The organism is Frankia sp. CcCS3 (genome assembly GCF_977927575.1).
The window spans coordinates 29,182-48,037 of the sequence record NZ_CDWRCL010000003.1; the positions used below are offsets into that span (position 1 = coordinate 29,182).

Consider the following 18,856-nt stretch of genomic DNA (forward strand, 5'->3'; position numbering starts at 1 on the left):
CGGACGGCGGTGTCACGCATCCCACAGGCCGGCGAGTTCGTTGTGGGCCACCGGTGCGGACCGGCTAACCGATCCGCCCGATCGGCGGCATGACCAGCGGACCGGCCGAGGGCAGACCGAGCCGCGCCGCCAGCGGTGCCAGCGCCCCCCAGCCCGGGACGAAGCCGGCACCGGGACCGGGGCCGAGCAGGCCCAGGGCGGACCCGGCCACCGACCCGGCCACGGACGCGGCGGCCCCGCGGTCCTCGCTGGACTTCGGCGACCGGACCCGTTCCAGCACCGACGGCTTGGGCGTCAGCCGCACCCGCGGGGTCTCACCGGCCGGCAGACCGGCGCGCGACCAGGCAAGTTCGATCGCCTGCGCCAACCCGCCGAGGACGTCCACCAAGCCGTGCGCATGGGCGTCCGCGCCGGTCCACACCCGGCCGCGGGCCAGCTGGTGCGCCTGGTCCCGGGACAGCCCGCGAGCGGTCGCTACCTTGTCGACGAAGTCGGCGTAGACCCGGTCCAGGAACTCCTCCAGCTTCTCCCGCTCCCCCGGGGTGAAGGGCCGCCGCGGCGACATCATCAGCGCATGCTCACCCTCCGCGACGGCACCGAAGCCCACTCCCACCTTGTCGAGCAGGCCGCTGATCACCTGCTTGCCGGCGAACACCCCGATCGAGCCGGTCAGCGTGCCGGGGTTCGCCACGATCGCATCGGATGCCAGGGCGACGAAGTAGCCACCGGAGGCCGCCACGTCACCCATCGAGACGATCAGCGGCCGACCGCTGGCCCGGAACCGCTCGGCCTCCCGGCGGACCAGGTCGGATGCGACGTAGGAACCCCCAGGGCTGCTCACCCGGAACACCGCCGCCGCCACCGCGGGATCACGCGCGGCGGAGCGGAAGGCCGCCGCGGTGGCCTCCGCGGCGAGCACCGGCCCGGAGAACGGACCCGGGGCACCGTGTCCGAGGACGACCGGCCCGGTCCCGTGGATGAGCGCGATGACCGCCTTCTTCGGGTCGCGATGCGGCGCCGTCACGGAGGGGGCCAGCGCACTCGTCCCGATGCCCGCGGCCTCGTCCGGGTGGAGGTGAGCCTCCCCGGCGCCGTCGGGACGGGAGCCGTCCCGATCATCGGGAACCTCGCGGAAGAAGAAAGCCGCCGGGCCGCCGGCCGCCAGCGCCGCTACGCGGCGCGCCGGGAACTTCTCCCACCACTCGACGGACCGCCGGTAGGCGGAAGCGTACATCAGAACCGGCTCCGCGCCGGGCCCGCGGCGCGCATCGTCCCGGCCCGCGCCCTCCCCATCATCCTCGAATCCGGCCAACGGCCCCCGCGTCACCCGTTCCCGTGCCGCCGCGTACACCTCGTCGCGGTAGCCGAGACGGTCGACGAGACCGGTGTCGAGCGCGACGGACCCGGCCAGCGGTCCGAGATCGATCAGACGCCGGACCCGGTCGGTGGACAGCCCGCGTCCCTCGGCGATGCCGGCCACGATCTGGTCGGAGCTGGACTCGATGATCCGGCTGACCGCCTCCAGGTGCGCCGGGGTGAAGTCCCGCTCCACCAGCGTGTTGACGGCGTTCTTGTACTCGTACCGCTGGCCGATCTCGACGGAGATGCCGAGCCGGTCGAGCGATCCTCGCAGGAACGGCGCCTCCATCCCGAGACCGGTCAGGCCGCAGTCACCGGGCGGGGCGAGCCAGATCTCGTCGAACGCGCAGGCCAGATAGTAGGGCGCCGTGCCGCCCCCGAACTCCCCGAAGGTGTCCGCGTAGGCGATGGCGGTGCCACCGGCCGCACGAAACGCGGCGATCGCGGCGCGAATCTCCTGGATACGTGCCAGCGGCATCCCGCAGGCGGCGATGTGCGCGACTACGACGGACACCCGGGGATCCTCGGTCGCGTACCGTAGGCCTTCGACAACATCCCGCAGGGTCGTCCGGCGCCGGGCGAGCGCCAGGGTGATCGGGTCGGTGGGGGCGCCTTCGATCGGGTCGACCGTCAGATCAAGTTCAAGGACGATCGGAGCCGTCCGCCGCGCCGCGATCTGGCGGACGTCGGCCAGCGCCTTACGTGGGATGGCAGCCATGCCCTCAGAGGCTAGCCTTCCCCCACACGGCGCCTTCGGTGCAGTGCGGGGACCCCTGGCACCAGGCGCCGTACGGAGTCTCCGTTCAGTCGCCTCCGGCGACCTCTCTGAGATAACCAACAGACAGCCCACGACGCCTCCGGCGCAGCGTGGAGCATCCCCTGGGAGTTGCTGGAAAATAACCTCAGGTTTTGATCTTGGTCTTGCCGGTGAGATTCGCGAGGCCCACCGCGGTGAGTGCGATGATCGGTGTCCGCGGATCAGGCGGTTCCGCGCGACCGTTTCGCGTCGTCGTGCAGCCCGCCGACGAACGACTCCGCGACGCTGACCTGCTCCCGAAGCGTAGAGAGCTTTTCCTCCGCGAGTACCACCCAGGTGCCAAGCCGTTCCTGGAGCTCGGCCCGGGCGTCCGCGGCGAGGTCGGGCTCGGCGAGCTCGTCGCGAAGGGCCAGCAGCGACCGTATCTCCTCCAGGGTGAACCCCAGCGGTTTCATCTTCTTGATGAGGAGCAGCCGCTCGATGGCATCATCGTCGTAGAGACGAAATCCCCCTACGGTCCGACCTACCGGCATGAGAAGCCTCGATTCCTCATAGTAGCGGACTGTTCGCAGGGAGAGGCTGACCCGCTCCGCAACGTCCCCGATCTGGTAAACGTCGCCACGGGTCGTGTTCGATCCCGAAACACCACGGCGCTTGGTGGACAACTCGGCCCTTACGTTAAGGTAGATATTGGACGACCGGACCGGACGATTTGGACAACCGGACCGGACGCCAGGCAATCGACTGTACGTCGATCGGCGATGCGGCGCCCCCTTTGCCGAGGCGGGGGAGCGCGGGACGCCCGAGCGTGCCGTCCGTCGTCCGGTACCGACCGGAACGCGTTACCGGAAACGTGAGATGCGTCACGTCGGGGCCGTCGCGCTCGCCGGTGCGACCCTGCAGCTGCGCCCTCGGCTTCCACCTGACCGGCCCCGCGTTCGCCTGGACGCGCACGTTACCGCGGCCCCGACGGGCACGGCGCCGGCCCGAACGGGAGGAGGGTGGGTTGCCGGGGCGGGTGGGAAGGTTGTCGTAGGCTGGACATATCGTCTGTGCCGACAGGGTTGAGCCGATCAAGGTCGGCCCGGTATCGGGGCTGGCCCGGTATTAAGGCTGGCCCGGTATCGGGCCTGATCCGGTATCGAGATCGACTGGGTATCGAGGTTGACCCGGCGCCTGCGGACCGGGGCATCGCCGGGCGGAAGCGTCGTGTGGAGCGGGGCCGGGCGGTAGATCAGGGCCGGATCGGCCTTGCCGTGTCACGTCGTCCGATCCCAACCAGTCGGAGTCGGATCCCAACCAACCGAGAGGCACAGGGACGCACCCCATGACCCTCGCGCCGTTGCTCGACGCGCTGATCGCCCGTCCCGGCGGGGACCCTGCCCTGGGCCGGGCGATCGGCGCGGTCGGTGAACCGGTCCTCGACCTCGCTGGTCCCGCGGCGTTGCGGCCCTTCGCCGCCGCGGCCCTGGCGGTCGGGGCCGACCAGCCGGTCCTCGCCGTCGTGGCTACTGGCCGGGAGGCCGAGGATCTGGCATCGGCGCTCGGCAGCCTGCTCGGTCCCGATGTGGTCGCGGTCTTCCCGAGCTGGGAGACCCTGCCCCACGAGCGGCTGTCCCCCCGGGCTGACACGGTCGGGCAGCGCCTCGCCGTGCTGCGCCGGCTCACGCATCCGGCGAGCACCGGTCGGCCACCGCTGCGGATCGTGGTCGCGTCGATCCGTGCGGTGTTGCAACCCCAGGTGGCCGGGCTCGGCGAGCTCGCACCGGTCACCCTCGCCGAGGGCGATACGGCCGACCTCGACGGCGTGGTGACGCGGCTGGTGGACATCGCCTACCACCGGGTGGACCTGGTCGAGCGGCGCGGCGAGATCGCCGTGCGCGGCGGCATCCTCGACGTCTTCCCGCCCACCGAGGAGCATCCGCTGCGGGTCGAGTTCTTCGGCGACGAGGTCGAGGACATCCGCCGGTTCTCCGTGGCGGACCAGCGGGCGCTGCCGGAGGATGATGGCGCGACCGGTGGTGGCCGTGTCCTGTTCGCGCCGCCGTGCAGCGAACTGCTGCTGACCGCGCAGGTGCGGGCGCGGGCCGCGGACCTCGCGACGCGCCACCCGGAGCTGCTGGACCTGCTCGACAAGATCGCCGACGGCATCCCCGTGGAGGGGATGGAGGCGCTCGCCCCGGTACTCGTCGACGCCATGTCACTGCTCTTGGACGACCTGCCGGCCGGCACCCACGTGCTGGTCTGCGATCCCGAACGGGTCCGTTCGCGGGCGAGCGAACTGGTGCGCACGAGCCAGGAGTTCCTCGAGGCGTCGTGGAGCGTCGCGGCGCTGGGTGGCGGCGCGACGATCGATCTCGGCGCGGCCGCCTACCGATCGATCACCGAGGTCCGCGAGCGTGCGGAGGATCTCGGCCTGCCGTGGTGGTCGGTCACTCCCTTCATGTCGGCCCCGGTAGGCATCGACCGGGAGCCGGCAGGCACCGGGCTGGCGGGCGCCGTCTACGACGGGACCGAGTACGGCGACAACACGGTGGTCGCCAGCCTCCGGCCCGCACCGATCTACCACGGGGACACCGCGGCGGTCATCGCCGACGTCAAGGGCTGGCTCGCCGAGTCCTGGCGAGTGCTGCTGGTCACCGAGGGGCACGGTCCGGCGCAGCGCCTGGTGGAGATGCTGCGCGACGCCGACCTGGGCGCCGGCCTCGCCGAGGAGGCCACGCTCACTCCGGGCGTCGCCATGGTGACCTGCGGTCGGCTCGCCACCGGCTTCACCAGCGATACTTTGCGCCTCGCCGTTCTTACCGAAAGTGACATCGCGGATGCCCGCGGGGTGAGCACGAAGGACATGCGGCGCATGCCGAGCCGGCGGCGCAAGGGCATCGACCCGCTCGCCCTGCTCCCGGGGGACATGGTGGTCCACGACGCGCACGGCGTCGGCCGCTACGTCGAGATGGTCACCAGGACCGTCGCGGGCGCCCAGCGGGAGTACCTTCTGCTGGAGTACGCCCGGGGCGATCGGCTGTATGTGCCGACCGACCAGCTTGAACAGATCACCCGGTATGTCGGGGGTGACGCGCCGAGCCTGGACCGCATCGGCGGCGCCGACTGGGCCAAGCGCAAGAGTCGGGCCCGCAAGGCCGTCAAGGAGATCGCCGGTGAGCTGATCCGGCTCTACAGCGCCCGGATGGCTGCTCCCGGGCACGCCTTCGCTCCCGACAGTCCCTGGCAGCGTGAGCTGGAGGACGCCTTCCCGTTCCGAGAGACACCCGACCAACTCGCCGCCATCGACGAGGTCAAGGCCGACATGGAGAAGCCGGTCCCGATGGACCGGGTGATCTGCGGTGACGTCGGCTACGGCAAGACCGAGATCGCGGTGCGGGCCGCGTTCAAGGCGGTGCAGGACGGCAAGCAGGTCGCGGTGCTGGTGCCCACGACGCTGCTGGTCCAGCAGCACTTCCAGACCTTCTCCGAGCGTTACGCCGCGTTCCCGGTGGTGGTGAAGGCGATGAGCCGGTTCAACTCGCCCGCCGAACACAAGGCGGTGCAGGAGGGGCTCGCTACCGGCAGTGTCGACGTGGTCATCGGCACCCACCGGCTGCTGTCCGGGGAGAACCGCTTCAAGGATCTCGGCCTGGTGATCGTCGACGAGGAGCAGCGATTCGGTGTCGAGCACAAGGAGCAGCTCAAGAAGATGCGCACGGCGGTGGACGTGCTCACGATGAGCGCCACACCGATCCCCCGCACGCTGGAGATGTCGATCACCGGCATCCGGGAGCTGTCGACCATCGACACTCCGCCCGAGGAGCGGCACCCGGTGCTGACCTCGGTCGCCGCCTACGACGCCCGTCAGGTGACCGCGGCGATCCGCCGGGAACTGCTGCGCGAGGGGCAGGTCTTCTTCATCCACAACCGGGTGGAGACGATCGACCGGGCCGCCGCCCGGCTGCGCGATCTGGTTCCCGAGGCGCGGATCGCCACCGCCCACGGCCAGCTGCACGAGGACGCGCTTGAGCAGGTCATGGTCTCCTTCTGGGAGAAGAAGTTCGACGTGCTGGTCTGCACGACGATCGTGGAGTCGGGCCTGGACATCTCCAACGCCAACACCCTCATCGTCGAGCGGGCCGACGTGTTCGGCCTGTCCCAGCTGCACCAGCTGCGCGGCCGGGTCGGGCGGGGCCGGGACCGGGCGTACGCCTACTTCCTCTACCCGCCGGACAAGCCGCTGACCGAGACCGCCCACGACCGGCTCGCCACGATCGCCCAGCACAACGACCTTGGTGCCGGAATGGCCGTAGCCATGAAGGACCTGGAGATCCGGGGAGCGGGCAACCTGCTCGGCGGCGAGCAGTCCGGGCACATCGCCTCGATCGGGTTCGACATGTACGTGCGGATGGTCGGCGAAGCGGTGGCCGAGTACCGCAAGGAGGGCGTCGAGGAGCCCCCGGAGGTCAAGGTCGAGCTGCCGGTCGACGCGAGCCTGCCGCACGACTACGTGCCGAGCGAGCGGCTGCGGCTGGACGCCTACCGGCGGCTGGCCGGCGCCGCCACGGACGCCGACATCGACGAGGTGCGTGGCGAGCTCGTGGACCGGTTCGGTCCGGTGCCCGAACCGGTCGAGAACCTGCTGGCCGTCGCGGGCCTGCGGGTTCTTGCCCGGCACTTTGGCGTCACGGAGATCATCGCCGCCGGTCGCCAGATCCGGTTCGCTCCGCTGGAGCTGCGGGAGAGCCAGACACTCCGGCTGACCCGGCTCTACCGGGGCGCCGTGGTCAAACCGGCGGTGCGGACCGTACTCGTTCCCGCGCCGACTGAGACGGGGCGCATCGGCTCCCGACCGTTGCGGGACCGGGCCCTGCTCGCCTGGGTCGGCCAGCTCCTGCATGCGGTCGCGGCCGACTCAGTCGCCGCCGCGGCGGCCTCGATCTGACTCCTGGCGTAGGGCGCCGTACCGTACGCCACGCTGAACGGATACCGTCTCGGCTCGTGAAGCTTTCCCGTCTCCTCGCCGGTGTCGGGCTCCTCGTGCTCGCCGGTACCGCCGGTACCGGGTGCACGACCCATGCCGGGGCCGCCGCCCAGGTCGGTTCGCAGACCATCGGGACCTCCCAGCTGCGCGGCATTGTCGACCGTGGGCTCAAGGCCGCGGAGACAGTACCGATCCCGCAGACCTCGCAGTCGGTGTCGCAGAGTCTCAACCGAGGTGAACTCCAGCGACGAACCCTGACCACACTCGTGCAGCTCGAATTGATCTCCGGTGAGGCGAAGCGGCTGGGGATCTCGCTGACCGGCCAGGACATCGCGTCCTACTACCAGGCGTACGCGATCCTGCAGTTCGGCAGCGTGAAGGCGTTCGAGCAGCGAGCCGCCGCGGCGGGCTTCGCCCAACAGGACGTGGCGACGATCGTCCGCTCGGGAGCGTTCGAGTCGGCGCTCGGGGACAAGATCAGCGCGGGTGTCCTCGCCTCCGACGCGGACACCCGCGCCCAGTACGACAGCATCGTCGATCAGATCGGGAAGATCCCCCTCAGCTACCGGCAGGCCAAGCCCTACCTGGCCCGGTTCCTGGTGGCGGACAAACGGGCGACGAAGGTGCGCCCGCTACTCGCGCAGGCCGAGTCCCGGGATCCCATCTCGATAAACCCACGATTTGGTACCTGGGACACGAAGCAGTTCGCCGTGGTCGCCGCCGAGGGCTCGATCGCCAGCAAGCCCGCGCCCACGCCGATCCTGGACCTGACCACCCGATCCTGAGCGGACGGCGACATGTTGATGCGGATCACCGTGGTCGTCACCAGCCCCCGGGTGGCACCGGGAATCCTCACGGCCCGGGCATGGGATGTCGTGCGCACGGTGCCCGTCCTGACCGCGAGCCCCACGCATCCTCAGCTCGCCGCGCTGCGGGCGGCCGGTGCGACCGTCCTGATCGTCGATCCCGGCGATCCCGGCGATCCCGGCGGTCTGGCCGGCGCGGTGACCCTCATCCGGGCCGCCCTGCCGGATCCCGCGGCGGCCGAGGTCGCCTGGCTGCCCGATCCGCTTGCGCCGAGCATCCTCGACCGCCTCCTCGACGAGGCGAGTGGATCCGGGGAACGGAACGATGCCGGCGTCGAGAGGGTGACCGGGGTCGATGGGGCGACCGGGGTCGAAGTGACGAGCCTCGTGGCCACCAGGGAGCTGCCCGGCTCGAGCCTGTTGGACGCCGTCGCGGTCATGGACCGCCTGCGGTCGCCGGGCGGCTGCCCCTGGGACGCCGAGCAGACGCACACCTCGCTCGCCCCGTACCTGGTCGAGGAGACGTACGAGGCGTATCAGGCGATCGAGGACTACGATCTCACCGAGCTGCGCGAGGAACTCGGCGACGTGCTGATGCAGGTGCTCTTCCACGCTCGGATCGCCGCCGAGCACGCCGAGGACGGCTGGGACGTCGATGACGTCGCGGCCGGCCTGGTGGCCAAACTGATCCGCCGTCATCCGCACGTGTTCGGTGACGTGGTCGTGGACGGTCCGGCGAACGTCGTCGCCAACTGGGACGCGATCAAGGCGGTCGAGAAGGGGCGCGTCTCGGTGACCGAGGGCGTCCCACTCTCCCAACCGGCGTTGTCCCTCGCGGCCAAGCTGCTGAAGCGGGCGGCCGGCATCGGCGTCCCTGCGGATCTCGCGCTGACCGGGACGGCCGCGTGGGGTGTGACCGACGCGGGCGATCGGGTCACCGAGATCGCCGCCACGGCCGCCGTACTGGCCCGGTCGGGCACGGCGGGGGACGACCTGATCGGTGATCTGCTCTTTAGCCGCCGTCGCGCTCGCCCGGATGGCCTCCGTCGATCCGGAGCGGGCCCTTCGGGCGACCGCCCGTCGCTTCCGGGACCGGCTGGCCGCCGTCGAGGGCACGGTCCGTGCCGAGGGCGCCGATCCGGCTTCCCTGTCCGACACCCGCTGGCGCGAAATCTGGCGGCAGCTACCCGGGTAAACACCGATCATCGGCGCCCGATGCCAGGGAGTACCGGAAAATAACTTCAGGTTTTGATGCTGGTCTTGCCAGCGAGGTTGGCGAGGTCTGCCGCGGTGGGTGCGATGATCTTCTTTCTCTAGCCCCCGCGCCGGGACCGGCAGCGTACGCTGATCGTGTTGGATCAGCCCCCAGGGATCAGCCCCAGAGCCGCTGGTACATCGCCGCCGCCATGGGATTGATGGTGGGGTCGACCAACGAGGAACGGACGTTGTTCGGCAGGGCATCGGGGAAGTACGCCTCGTAGGCGAGAATGTCCGCGTTGCGCACGAACGCCTCGTGCATCTTCTCTATGTAGACGGGGTTGTCCCCACCCGCGGCCCCGACCCGACCCGCCTTGGTGCCCTGCTGGCTGACCACACCCCACTCCGGCACCGAGAACAGCTTGTGATGGGTCCGCGCAAAGAGGATCACCTGGCAGAGACCGCCGTCCCCGTTGCACTGGTTGTCGAAGTCGGCGTAGGTCGGGCTCGGCGGGTACTGGTCGTAGGTGTCGACCCCGATGACGTCGACGTACTGGTCACCCGGGTAGAGATCGAAGGCGCCGACCGACGTGGTCGAGCCGTGAGCGTTGAGGTTCCAGTCGATGCGGACCCGCGGGCTGGTGGCCTTGATCGCCGACGAGGCGTTGCGGAAGCACTGCACCCACTGCTGCGGGTCCGTGGCCGCCCACGCGAACCACAGCCCGTTGAACTCCCAGCCCAGCCGGACGAACGAGTCGCCCCGCCCCATGCTCACCAGCCAGCGGCCGAACTGCCGCCACTCGGCGTCGTAGCGGCCGGCCGCACAGTCGGCGAGGTTGCCCTTCTCCGGCCCTTGGTCTGGAAAGAGCGGCTGGCTGATGACCCATATGCCAGAGAAGCCGGCGAAGGGCGAGGCGTCGCGCCCGATCCAGGGCTCGACGATCGCCCGCCAGCTGGACCGCTCGGTGTACATGACGACGACGTCGTTGGGCCGGCCACGGAATTCCGCCCAGCGGTTCGCCTGCGCCAACGTGTGCACGGCGACCCCCGTGGGAAACTCACCGGTCGTGGCGGCCCGCTGTACCCGGGGCGCGGTGACCGGCGGCTGGACCCCCGGTGCGGGCGAGAGGCCGGAGCCCGGCGACCGCGCGGGCGGCGACTGCGGCGGGGGCGGCGTCGGCGGGGCGGACGTCGGGCCGCCGGCCGCTGTGTCCGTGGGGTGTCCTCCGGAGGGCGCCAGAACCCAGGCGGTCAGGGCGAGCACGACCGCGATCGAGACCGCGACGAGCGGGAGACGCGGGATTCGGCCGGCTCGGCCCCCGGGGCGCGCGGTGATCCAACCGGCGACGCGAGATGGACGACCCGGGCCAGGCCCACCGCCGTCGTCCGCCCGAACACGCGCGTCCGGTACCTGCCCGTCCCAGGCCGGGACGTCCCGGGCCGGCACGTCCCAGATCGACCCGTCCCAGGCCGGCACGCCCCGAGCCGGCACGCCCCAGGCCAGGACGTTCGTGTCCGGCGTGTCCAGCCCCTTACCGGCCGGGGCCTGCCGCCCGTGCCAATGGAACACGGTCGTGGTGGCACCGTCCGGACGTGCCCGCGCCGGGTCCGCCCGGTCCCCGGCGGGGCCTGTGACCGGGCCGCCACGCGCGTCGCAAGAAGCACCGTTGCGGCGGATGTAGACCAGCTCGGTGGGGGAACCCTCGCTGGGGGAACGGAGCATCCGCGTCGTCGTGTCACTTCGGCGACGGCGCAGCGGGAGCAGCCGGGCGTCCAGCCACTCGCCCCGGGACGGGGTCGGCATGCCGGCGCTTCCACCGGCGAGCCGCCGATCGGCCGAACGGGGCGGATCCACCTCGGAGTGGCGCACCGTGCCGTCCTGGTCCGAGGATGGCGATCCGTCCACCGGCCAGCGGCCGGCCGGAGGGTCATCCGACCAGGAGCGCCCGCGCACCCGCATCACCCCAGTCGTACGTTTCTACCTATAAAGTCATTTTTACTCATGTAACGCAAAAGTACGGTCAAGGGGGACGTAATGAAGTAACAAATACGTGATCGAGAGCATCATCGCAGGTCACAGGCCTGTGGAGGGTTCGAAACGCGCAAGTTATTTCATTTCGACTCCAAGGGCTGCACTCTCCCCGATCCGGTGACTCGCAACGAGGTCCGCCATCACCGTCGACACCTGAGCCGAGACTCGTTCGGTAATCCGAGAGTGATCGCCAAACAGTAACAACCACTGACGAAGTGTGCCTTCGGCGGCCTCGGCTTATCACGCAGTGCAACGATCGACCATCCGTAGGCCAACCCTCCCGCTCCGAGAGAATCGTTCGACAGGCGCACCCGACCCACCGAAACCGTCATCCGGTCCCAGAGTCAGGGGAGTCACGGGAGTTACCGGAGTCAGACGCATGGGAGGCCCGCGGGGTTGTGGGGTCTATGCCGCACGCGCGGGTTCGTAGGGACACCACCAGCCGGCAAAGGCCCATACGGTACCGTTGCCACGGGATCACGCCCGCACGCACGTTCGCGGGCGAGCAGCGACGTCCTCACCCGCGTGAGAACGCGCCGCCCGCGCAGCCGGACCGCCCGGTGGCTGCCCCCACCGGTCACGACCAGCCGGCCCGCGGGACGGCTGTCCCGGGTCGCCCGGAGCGCATCGCGGTCCCGCGACGACCAGGCCATCGACGCCCATCCGCCCCGAGCGCGTCCGGACCGGGGCATGAGCACGGGAGACGCAACAGCCTTGAGCATCGAGATCGCCCAGACCAGCGAGATTCCCGACGTGGCGGACATCCCCGTCGTGATCCTGTGCGGCGGGATGGGAACCCGGCTGCGGGAAGCCAGCGAGAAACTACCCAAGCCGCTGGTGGACATCGGCGGCAAGCCGGTGCTGTGGCACATCATGAAGACCTACGAGCACTACGGCTTCCGTAAGTTCGTGCTCTGCCTCGGCTACAAGAGCGATCTGATCAAGAACTACTTCCTCGCCTACCGTGCGCAGGTCGCCGACTTCACCCTCACGCTCTCCGACGACCACACCCCCCAGTTCCACAACACCGTGGGCGACGAGGCGTGGGAGGTGACCTTCGCCGAGACGGGCCTACTCACCGGAACCGGAGCCCGGCTGCGCCGGGTCGCCCAGTACCTGACCGGCCCGCGGTTCATGCTGACCTACGGCGACGGAGTCGGTGCCGTCGATATCGGCGCGGTGCTCGCCGACCACCTGGCGTCGGGGCGGATCGGGACGGTCACCGGCGTCCGGCCGTCGAGTCGCTACGGCGAGCTGACCACGGACGGCAACGCCGTCACCCTCTTCGCCGAGAAGCCGCCGCAGACCGGCTGGGTGAGCGGGGGATATTTCGTCTTCGAGCGCGAGTTCATCGACAAGTACCTCGACGACGACCCGGCACTGCTGCTGGAGCGTCACCCGCTGCAGCAGCTGGCCCGGGACGGTCAGCTGACCCTGCACACCCACGACGGATTCTGGATGGGTATGGACACGTTCCGCGACTGGACCGAGCTGAACCAGCTCTGGGATTCCGGTGCCGCGCCTTGGCGTGTCTGGGCCGGCTGAGGTTCCGGACGGGTCCAGCGATGAGCGATTCCTCCCGCGGCTCCGGCAGTCCCGAGCCGAACGGTTCCCCCCTGAGCGGTTCCGACCCCGGCGGCGCAAGCGAGTACGCGGCGACGGCAGGCGCCGACCCGGGTACGTGGCTGCACGACCTGGTCGCCACCCTGCTGCCCCCCGCGCGCAGTATCACCGGGGACGGTGTCCGCACGACGCTCGCCACCGTCGCGCGGGCGCTCGGCCCGGAGCCCGCGCTCACGGTGCACGAGGTCCCCAGCGGGACACCGGTCCTGGACTGGACCGTGCCCCGGGAATGGAACGTCACCTCGGCCCGGTTGACCGGCCCGGACGGCAAGACCATCGTCGACGCCGCTGACAACCCGCTGCACCTGCTGGGGTACAGCACACCGGTCCGCGCCCGGCTGTCCCTCGACGAGCTGCGCCCGCACCTGTTCTCGATGCCGGACCGCCCGGACTGGGTGCCCTACCGGACCTCCTACTACACCGAGAACTGGGGCTTCTGCCTGACCGACCGGCAGCTCGCCGCGCTGCCCGACGGCGAGTACGGCGTGGAGATCGACACCACCCTCACCGCGGGGTCGCTGACCTACGGCGAGATCATGCTGCCCGGGACCACGGACGACGAGTTCCTCATCACGACCCACACCTGCCACCCGGCGATGGCGAACGACAACTGCTCGGGCATCGCCACGGCCACCCTGCTGGCCCGCACCCTGGCCAGGCTGCCCCGCCGGCACACCTTCCGGCTGCTGTTCATCCCCGGCACGATCGGATCGATCACCTGGCTCGCGCGCAACCGCGACACCGTCGGGCGCATTCGGCACGGGCTGGTGCTGACCGGCCTGGGTGACCGTTCCGACCCGACCTACAAGCGCAGCCGGCGGGGTGACGCCGTCGTCGACCGGGCCGCGGCCGCGGCGCTCGCCGAGACCGGGCGGCCGCACCAGGCCATCGACTTCTCCCCCTACGGCTACGACGAACGGCAGTTCTGCTCCCCCGGCTTCGACCTGCCCGTCGGCCGGTTCGGGCGCGGCCAGCACGGCGACTATCCGCAGTACCACACGTCTGCGGACGACCTCGACTTCGTGACCCCGGAGTCACTGGCCGACTCGTTCGCGATCCTGCTGCGGACGATCGCCATCTGCGAGCGCGACCGCATCTGGCGCAACACCGCCCCCTACGGGGAGCCGCAGCTCGGCCCGCGAGGCCTGTACCGCGCCATCGGGGCCACCATGAACCGCCAGGCGATCGAGATGGGCCTGCTGTGGGTGCTGAACCTGGCCGACGGCACGCGCAGCCTGCTCGACATCGCCGACCGCGCGGACCTGCCGTTCGACACCGTCGCGGCGGCGGCCGACGCCCTGGCGGGCGTCGATCTGCTCAGCGACGTCACCAGCGCCGCGCCCGCGGGAGCCCAGCGGTGACCGACACCGCTGTCGCCGTCACCAACGGCGCGGGGAGCACCGGGAACAGCGGCCCGGTCTGGACGATCGTGCTGGCCGGCGGCGGCGGCACGCGTTTCGGCGGGCCGAAACAGTTCTTCGACCTCGGGGGTGAGCCCCTGCTCGCCCACCCGGTCGCGGCAGCGCGGCCCGCCAGTGACGGCATCGCCGTGGTCGTCCCCGCCGCCCTGATCGGCCACTGGTCACCGCCGGACGGAGTGCGGGTCGTCGCCGGCGGCGCCACCCGGGCCGAGTCCGTCCGGGCGGGGCTGGCGGCCGTGCCCGCGGACGCCGGGATCATCGTGATCACCGACGCCGCCCATCCGCTCGCGACTCCCGCCCTGTACCAGCGGGTCGTCGACGAGGTCCGCGCCGGCGCCGACGCGGCCGTACCCGGGCTCCCGCTCACCGAGGTCGTCAAGGAGATCCACTCGACGGTGATCGACGGCCTCCCCGACGACACCCCCCGGTTGGTCACTGGGGCCTCGCTGCCGCGGGAGACACACCGGCTCGTGCAGACCCCGCACGCCTTCCGGGCGGACCTGCTGCGCTCCGTGCACGCGGGGGCCCGCGAGGCCGTCGAGGACTCGGCGATGGTCGCCGCGGCCGGCGGCCTAGTCGTGGTCATCCCCGGCGAGCCGGCGAACATCCATGTCACCACGCCGGACGAACTCGCCATGGCCCGGCTGCTTCTCACCCATGTCCGTTCCGAGGGGGAACCTGATGAGTTCGGTACTGGTCGAGTCCACGCTGTCCGATGACGAGCGGCGGGCGAGGCTCTACGCCGGCGAGCTGTTCGTCTACGCGCCCAGTCCCGCGACGCGGGAGTTCGTCGAGTTCAGCCGCGCCCTGATCCGCGAGGCCTTCGGCGATCTCGACCCCGAGACGGCGCAGTACCACATGCCGGTCGAGGACTACGCGGCCCTGCTCGCCGAGCTGAAGCCACGGTTCATCCACCACCCCACCTGCAAGGAGCTGCTGCCGGCGATTCTCGCCGAGCACGGCTGCGACCTGTCGAAGACCTACTTCGACGTGCCCCGGCTGCGGACCTCGACGTCGGACGACTACCTCACCTCGGGCATCGCCTACGCCTTCCACCCACACCGCGACACCTGGTACTCGGCACCGTTCTGCCAGCTCAACTGGTGGATGCCGATCTTCGACATCGTGCCGGAGAACGCCATGGCCTTCCACCCGCGCTACTTCTCCCAGGACGTGAAGAACGGTTCCCGCGACTACGACTACTACGAGTGGAACGCGAAGAACCGGGCCGACGCCGCGAAGCACATCAAGTCCGACACTCGCAAGCAGCCCAAGCCCGAGGAGGAGGTGGAAATCTTTCCGCAGACCCGGGTGGTCGCCCCCTCCGGCGGAATAATGATCTTCTCGGCGGCCCAGCTGCACTCCTCGGTGCCGAACAACTCCGGCCGCACCCGGTTCAGCATGGACTTCCGCACCGTCCACTTCGACGACGTGGTCAACCACGTCGGAGCGCCAAACGTCGACGCGGAGTGCACCGGCACGACCATGCGGGACTACCTGCGTGGCACCGACCTGAGCCGGATCCCCGAGGACATCTGCCTGACCTACGACACCGCGCCGCCGCGGGAGGACGCGGTACTGGTGTTCTCCCACCAGAACGTCTGATGGCGGCCCCGAACGGATCGGGCGCGGGCGCAGGCGCGGACGGCCCGGCGGCGGACGAGGTTCCGCTCGCCGGGCAGGTCGCTGTGGTGACCGGTGCATCGAGCGGCATCGGCCGGGCCACCGCGCTGCTGCTGGCCTCGGACGGAGCCACCGTCCTCGCGCTTGGGCGCGACCAGACCCGGCTCGACGCCCTCGGCAAGGAGGCAACCGGGCCAGGCAGCCTGACGCCGGTGTGCCTCGACCTGACCGACGACGCGGCCGTCGTCGCGTTCACCGCCGAGGTCACGGGCCGCTACGGCCGCGTCGATCATCTGGTGCACAGCGCCGGCGCCTACGGAAGCGCCCGGGTGGACGCCGTGTCGTTGGCCGATCTCGACGCCCAGTACCTCGCGAACGTCCGGGCACCGTACGCGCTCACCCAGCGACTGCTGCCGGCGCTGCGGGTCGCCGGGGCCGACCGCGGCGCCGACATCGTCATCGTCAACTCCACCCAGGGCATCCGGGCCGGCGCGGGCACCAGCGTGTTCGCCGCCACCCAGCACGCCATGCGGGGGTTCGCCGACAGCCTGCGCCAGGAGATCAACGCCGACGGCATCCGGGTGACTACCATCCATCTCGGCCGTACGGCGACCCCGCGGCAGGAGGCGATCTACGCCCGGGAAGGCCGTGAGTACGCGCCCGAGCTACTCGTCCAAGCGGCCGACGTGGCCGATCTCGTCGATTACCTGATCCGACTCCCACCCACCGCGGAGATCACCGAGCTACACCTGCGGCCGGCGAAGAAGAGCTACTGACGCGCTCCCGCTGCGCAACGACTCGGGGCCCGTGGGCGCGCCAGAGCCCACGGGCCCCGAGGCCTAGAAGTCCGCCGACGGCACGATCCCGGCCTCGGGACCAGGACCAGATCCAGGACCAGGCAGATCCTGCACAACCGCCACAACGGCGATGATGACCGGTCCGAACCCGAGGCAGACCAAAATCGAATATCACCGCGGCGATGACGCCGTCCTGGTACGACAAACGCGCGTCACCGCCAGGCGGGTTCCCGAGCTGGGTCCCTCATGGCGGCACCGATCTACACGGATGCAAACCGATGGCTGTCGGGTCGGACGACCGCTATTATCCACCGCCCGCGCCGGGTTCGAAGAGCCCCCACCAGCTGGCTGCGAGACGTAACGAAGACGCGACCGTGCGCTCCGGAAACGGCACGGAGACCGCCTTGCGAGACGGCACGAGGGCCCCGGATACACTGAACCGCCCGCGCCGTCCGCCCGTCGCGCCAGCTATCCGACGTGCCGACGTGCCGATGGGCTTCCATCGCCGGGCCCCGCCGCCGGGCGCGGCGCCCGGGAGCCCACTGACCAGGAACGGGGGACGGGAACCAGTGGTCACCACCACGCTCACGACCAGGATTCCACGGTCGTGGGTGATCCCGACCCAGGAGGCCGGCAGCGGGAAGTCGGTCAACGACGCCACCCTCCGGATGCTGACGATTCTGCTCTTCTGCGAGATCTTCCTGCAACGAATCGCTTTCCCGGTGGGCAGTTCACAGGTTCAGGTAATCCTGCCGATCACCTATGTCTGCGCGGCCTTGATGCTGCGGCGCGGAGGTCTGACGTACAACTCCGGCCGGGTGACCACCTACCTCGTCGCGATGACGGCATGTTCGGCCTCGGCACTCGTCTCCTTCCTCCAGCAGAACGACGACACGTCCTTCACCTCGTTGTTGCTGCTGCTGGCGACATACGTGCCGTTCCTCTTCGGCCTGCGCGGCGCGGACGCCCGCGCTCTCCTGCCCCGGCTGCTGGACCGTTTTCTGATCATGATCACGGTGCTCGCCGGTCTCGCCCTGTTCCAGTTCGCCATTCAGCTCGTCGGCGTTCCATACACCGACGTCGTCAAGAACGTCGTGCCGCCGCAGTTCCTGATGCAGGGGTTCAACACGTCCTACCCCGTGCAGTATGGCTCGTCGCTGTACAAGTCGAACGCCTTCATCTGCCTCGAGGCGTCGTTCTGCTCGCAGTTCCTCGGCTTCGGTATCGTGGTCTGCACACTGCGTAACGGCGGCTGGTGGCGCATGATCATGTTTGTGCTGGCCATCCTGAGCACCGTTTCTGGCACCGGTCTGCTCCTGCTGGCCTGCGCGGGCGTCCTGCTGGCCGTTCACAAGGGCGCCCGATTCGCGCTCACCGCCCTGCTCGGGGTGAGCCTCGTGGCGCTGATCATCAGCTTCACCCCGGCGTCGGATATCTTCGCCGCGCGTGCCACGGAGACGTCCTCATCGACGTCTAGCGGCAGCCTGCGCTTCGTCCAGCCGTACCAGCGGACCTGGGACGCGCTCGGCAGCGATCCGATGACGGTGGCGTTCGGCTGGGGGCCCGGGTTCGCCGACCGGGACGCCGCCGCCTTCTACCACCGCACCGGACTACCGCTGAACTACGCCCTCCTACCCAAGCTGATCCTCGAGTACGGCGTCGTCGGGACCACCGCGTTCATCGGTCTGGTGGTAGCGATGTTCGTACGCGGCTCGCAGTCGTTCGTGCTCTCCGGATCTGTGTTGATCTTCTATAGCGTGCTGTCCGGAGGCCTGCTGGCCCCGGTCGTCACCGGGCTCGGCCTCCTGCTCGTCACCTGGTTCACGGTGACCCCAGAGGAGGCCGTCAGGCTCCAAGGGGATCCGGGAGCGTCGTCACCGCCGCTCCCACCGGCTCCCGTGCCGGGCCGGTCCTTCGCCGCGATCTGACCCACGGCACGGCACGACACGCGCGCGACCGCACCACATCGCGCGGATGGCGCCGTCCACACAGACCGCCGCCCCACCCGTGCTCGCCGCCCCACCCGTGCTCGCCGCGCCCGCCGACGGTCGCCGCGGGTCCCCGTGTCGAGCCACCGAAGGACGGACTAACGGTTCCGCTCGCCTCACCATCGCGATGGCCGGCACTGGGACCGGGACCGGGTATACCACGAGGAGCCGGTACGACGAGGAGCCGGTATGACGAGCCGGACGGTCAGATTACGCTGACCGCCCGGCTCGTCATACCGGCGTTGCGCCTCCTAGAATCCAGGGCCGTCTAGATCTGTCTTCCG

12 protein-coding genes are annotated in these 18,856 nt (G+C 70.2%); 9 read left to right on the forward strand and 3 right to left on the reverse strand.

Annotation, left to right across the window (positions count from 1 at the left end):
* Positions 1–64: 64 nt before the first annotated feature.
* Together sppA and AC08OQ_RS00700 are read right to left on the reverse strand one after the other, a co-directional pair.
* Positions 65–2,077: a signal peptide peptidase SppA gene (gene sppA / locus AC08OQ_RS00695; protein ID WP_476599102.1), complete on the reverse strand. Its 2,013-nt coding sequence runs from the start codon at positions 2,075–2,077 to the stop codon at positions 65–67.
* A gap of 260 nt (positions 2,078–2,337) precedes the next feature.
* Entirely contained in the window at positions 2,338–2,781 is a 444-nt protein-coding gene (locus tag AC08OQ_RS00700; RefSeq protein ID WP_476599104.1) for a MerR family transcriptional regulator, read from the reverse strand.
* Between the two features lie 662 nt (positions 2,782–3,443).
* On the opposite strand from AC08OQ_RS00700, the gene mfd reads away from it, so the two are divergent.
* Genes mfd through AC08OQ_RS00715 form a run of 3 tightly spaced genes read left to right on the forward strand, consistent with a single transcriptional unit; the run spans position 3,444 to position 9,130 of the window.
* Entirely contained in the window at positions 3,444–7,046 is a 3,603-nt protein-coding gene (gene mfd / locus AC08OQ_RS00705) for a transcription-repair coupling factor (protein ID WP_476599106.1), read from the forward strand.
* A gap of 56 nt (positions 7,047–7,102) precedes the next feature.
* Positions 7,103–7,870 (forward strand): SurA N-terminal domain-containing protein, encoded by a 768-nt coding sequence (locus AC08OQ_RS00710; RefSeq protein ID WP_476599108.1) that lies wholly within the window; start codon positions 7,103–7,105, stop codon positions 7,868–7,870.
* A 12-nt stretch (positions 7,871–7,882) separates the two neighbouring features.
* Positions 7,883–9,130, forward strand: coding sequence for a nucleoside triphosphate pyrophosphohydrolase (locus AC08OQ_RS00715; RefSeq protein ID WP_476599110.1), 1,248 nt, complete (start codon positions 7,883–7,885; stop codon positions 9,128–9,130).
* 133 nt (positions 9,131–9,263) lie between these two features.
* On the opposite strand, the gene AC08OQ_RS00720 is transcribed toward AC08OQ_RS00715, so the two are convergent.
* Complete coding sequence (locus tag AC08OQ_RS00720; RefSeq protein WP_476604398.1) at positions 9,264–10,958, reverse strand: glycoside hydrolase family 26 protein; 1,695 nt, start codon at positions 10,956–10,958, stop codon at positions 9,264–9,266.
* Positions 10,959–11,810: 852 nt separating this feature from the next.
* Here AC08OQ_RS00720 and AC08OQ_RS00725 point away from each other — a divergent pair.
* The 6 genes from AC08OQ_RS00725 (at position 11,811) to AC08OQ_RS00750 (ending at position 18,512) form a co-directional block, all read left to right on the forward strand.
* On the forward strand, positions 11,811–12,665 hold the full coding sequence (locus AC08OQ_RS00725; protein ID WP_462202737.1) for a glucose-1-phosphate cytidylyltransferase: 855 nt from the start codon (positions 11,811–11,813) through the stop codon (positions 12,663–12,665).
* A 20-nt stretch (positions 12,666–12,685) separates the two neighbouring features.
* Entirely contained in the window at positions 12,686–14,104 is a 1,419-nt protein-coding gene (locus AC08OQ_RS00730; protein ID WP_476599112.1) for a DUF4910 domain-containing protein, read from the forward strand.
* Positions 14,101–14,883: an IspD/TarI family cytidylyltransferase gene (locus AC08OQ_RS00735; protein ID WP_476593092.1), complete on the forward strand. Its 783-nt coding sequence runs from the start codon at positions 14,101–14,103 to the stop codon at positions 14,881–14,883. Before AC08OQ_RS00730 ends, AC08OQ_RS00735 begins: the two co-directional genes overlap by 4 nt.
* Positions 14,846–15,769, forward strand: a complete 924-nt coding sequence (locus AC08OQ_RS00740) for a phytanoyl-CoA dioxygenase family protein (protein ID WP_476599114.1) — start codon at positions 14,846–14,848, stop codon at positions 15,767–15,769. The genes AC08OQ_RS00735 and AC08OQ_RS00740 overlap by 38 nt, the downstream gene beginning before the upstream one ends.
* Positions 15,769–16,563, forward strand: coding sequence for an SDR family oxidoreductase (locus AC08OQ_RS00745; protein WP_476599116.1), 795 nt, complete (start codon positions 15,769–15,771; stop codon positions 16,561–16,563). The genes AC08OQ_RS00740 and AC08OQ_RS00745 overlap by 1 nt, the downstream gene beginning before the upstream one ends.
* A 632-nt stretch (positions 16,564–17,195) precedes the next feature.
* Positions 17,196–18,512, forward strand: a complete 1,317-nt coding sequence (locus tag AC08OQ_RS00750) for a hypothetical protein (RefSeq protein WP_476599118.1) — start codon at positions 17,196–17,198, stop codon at positions 18,510–18,512.
* The last annotated feature ends 344 nt before the right edge of the window (positions 18,513–18,856 follow it).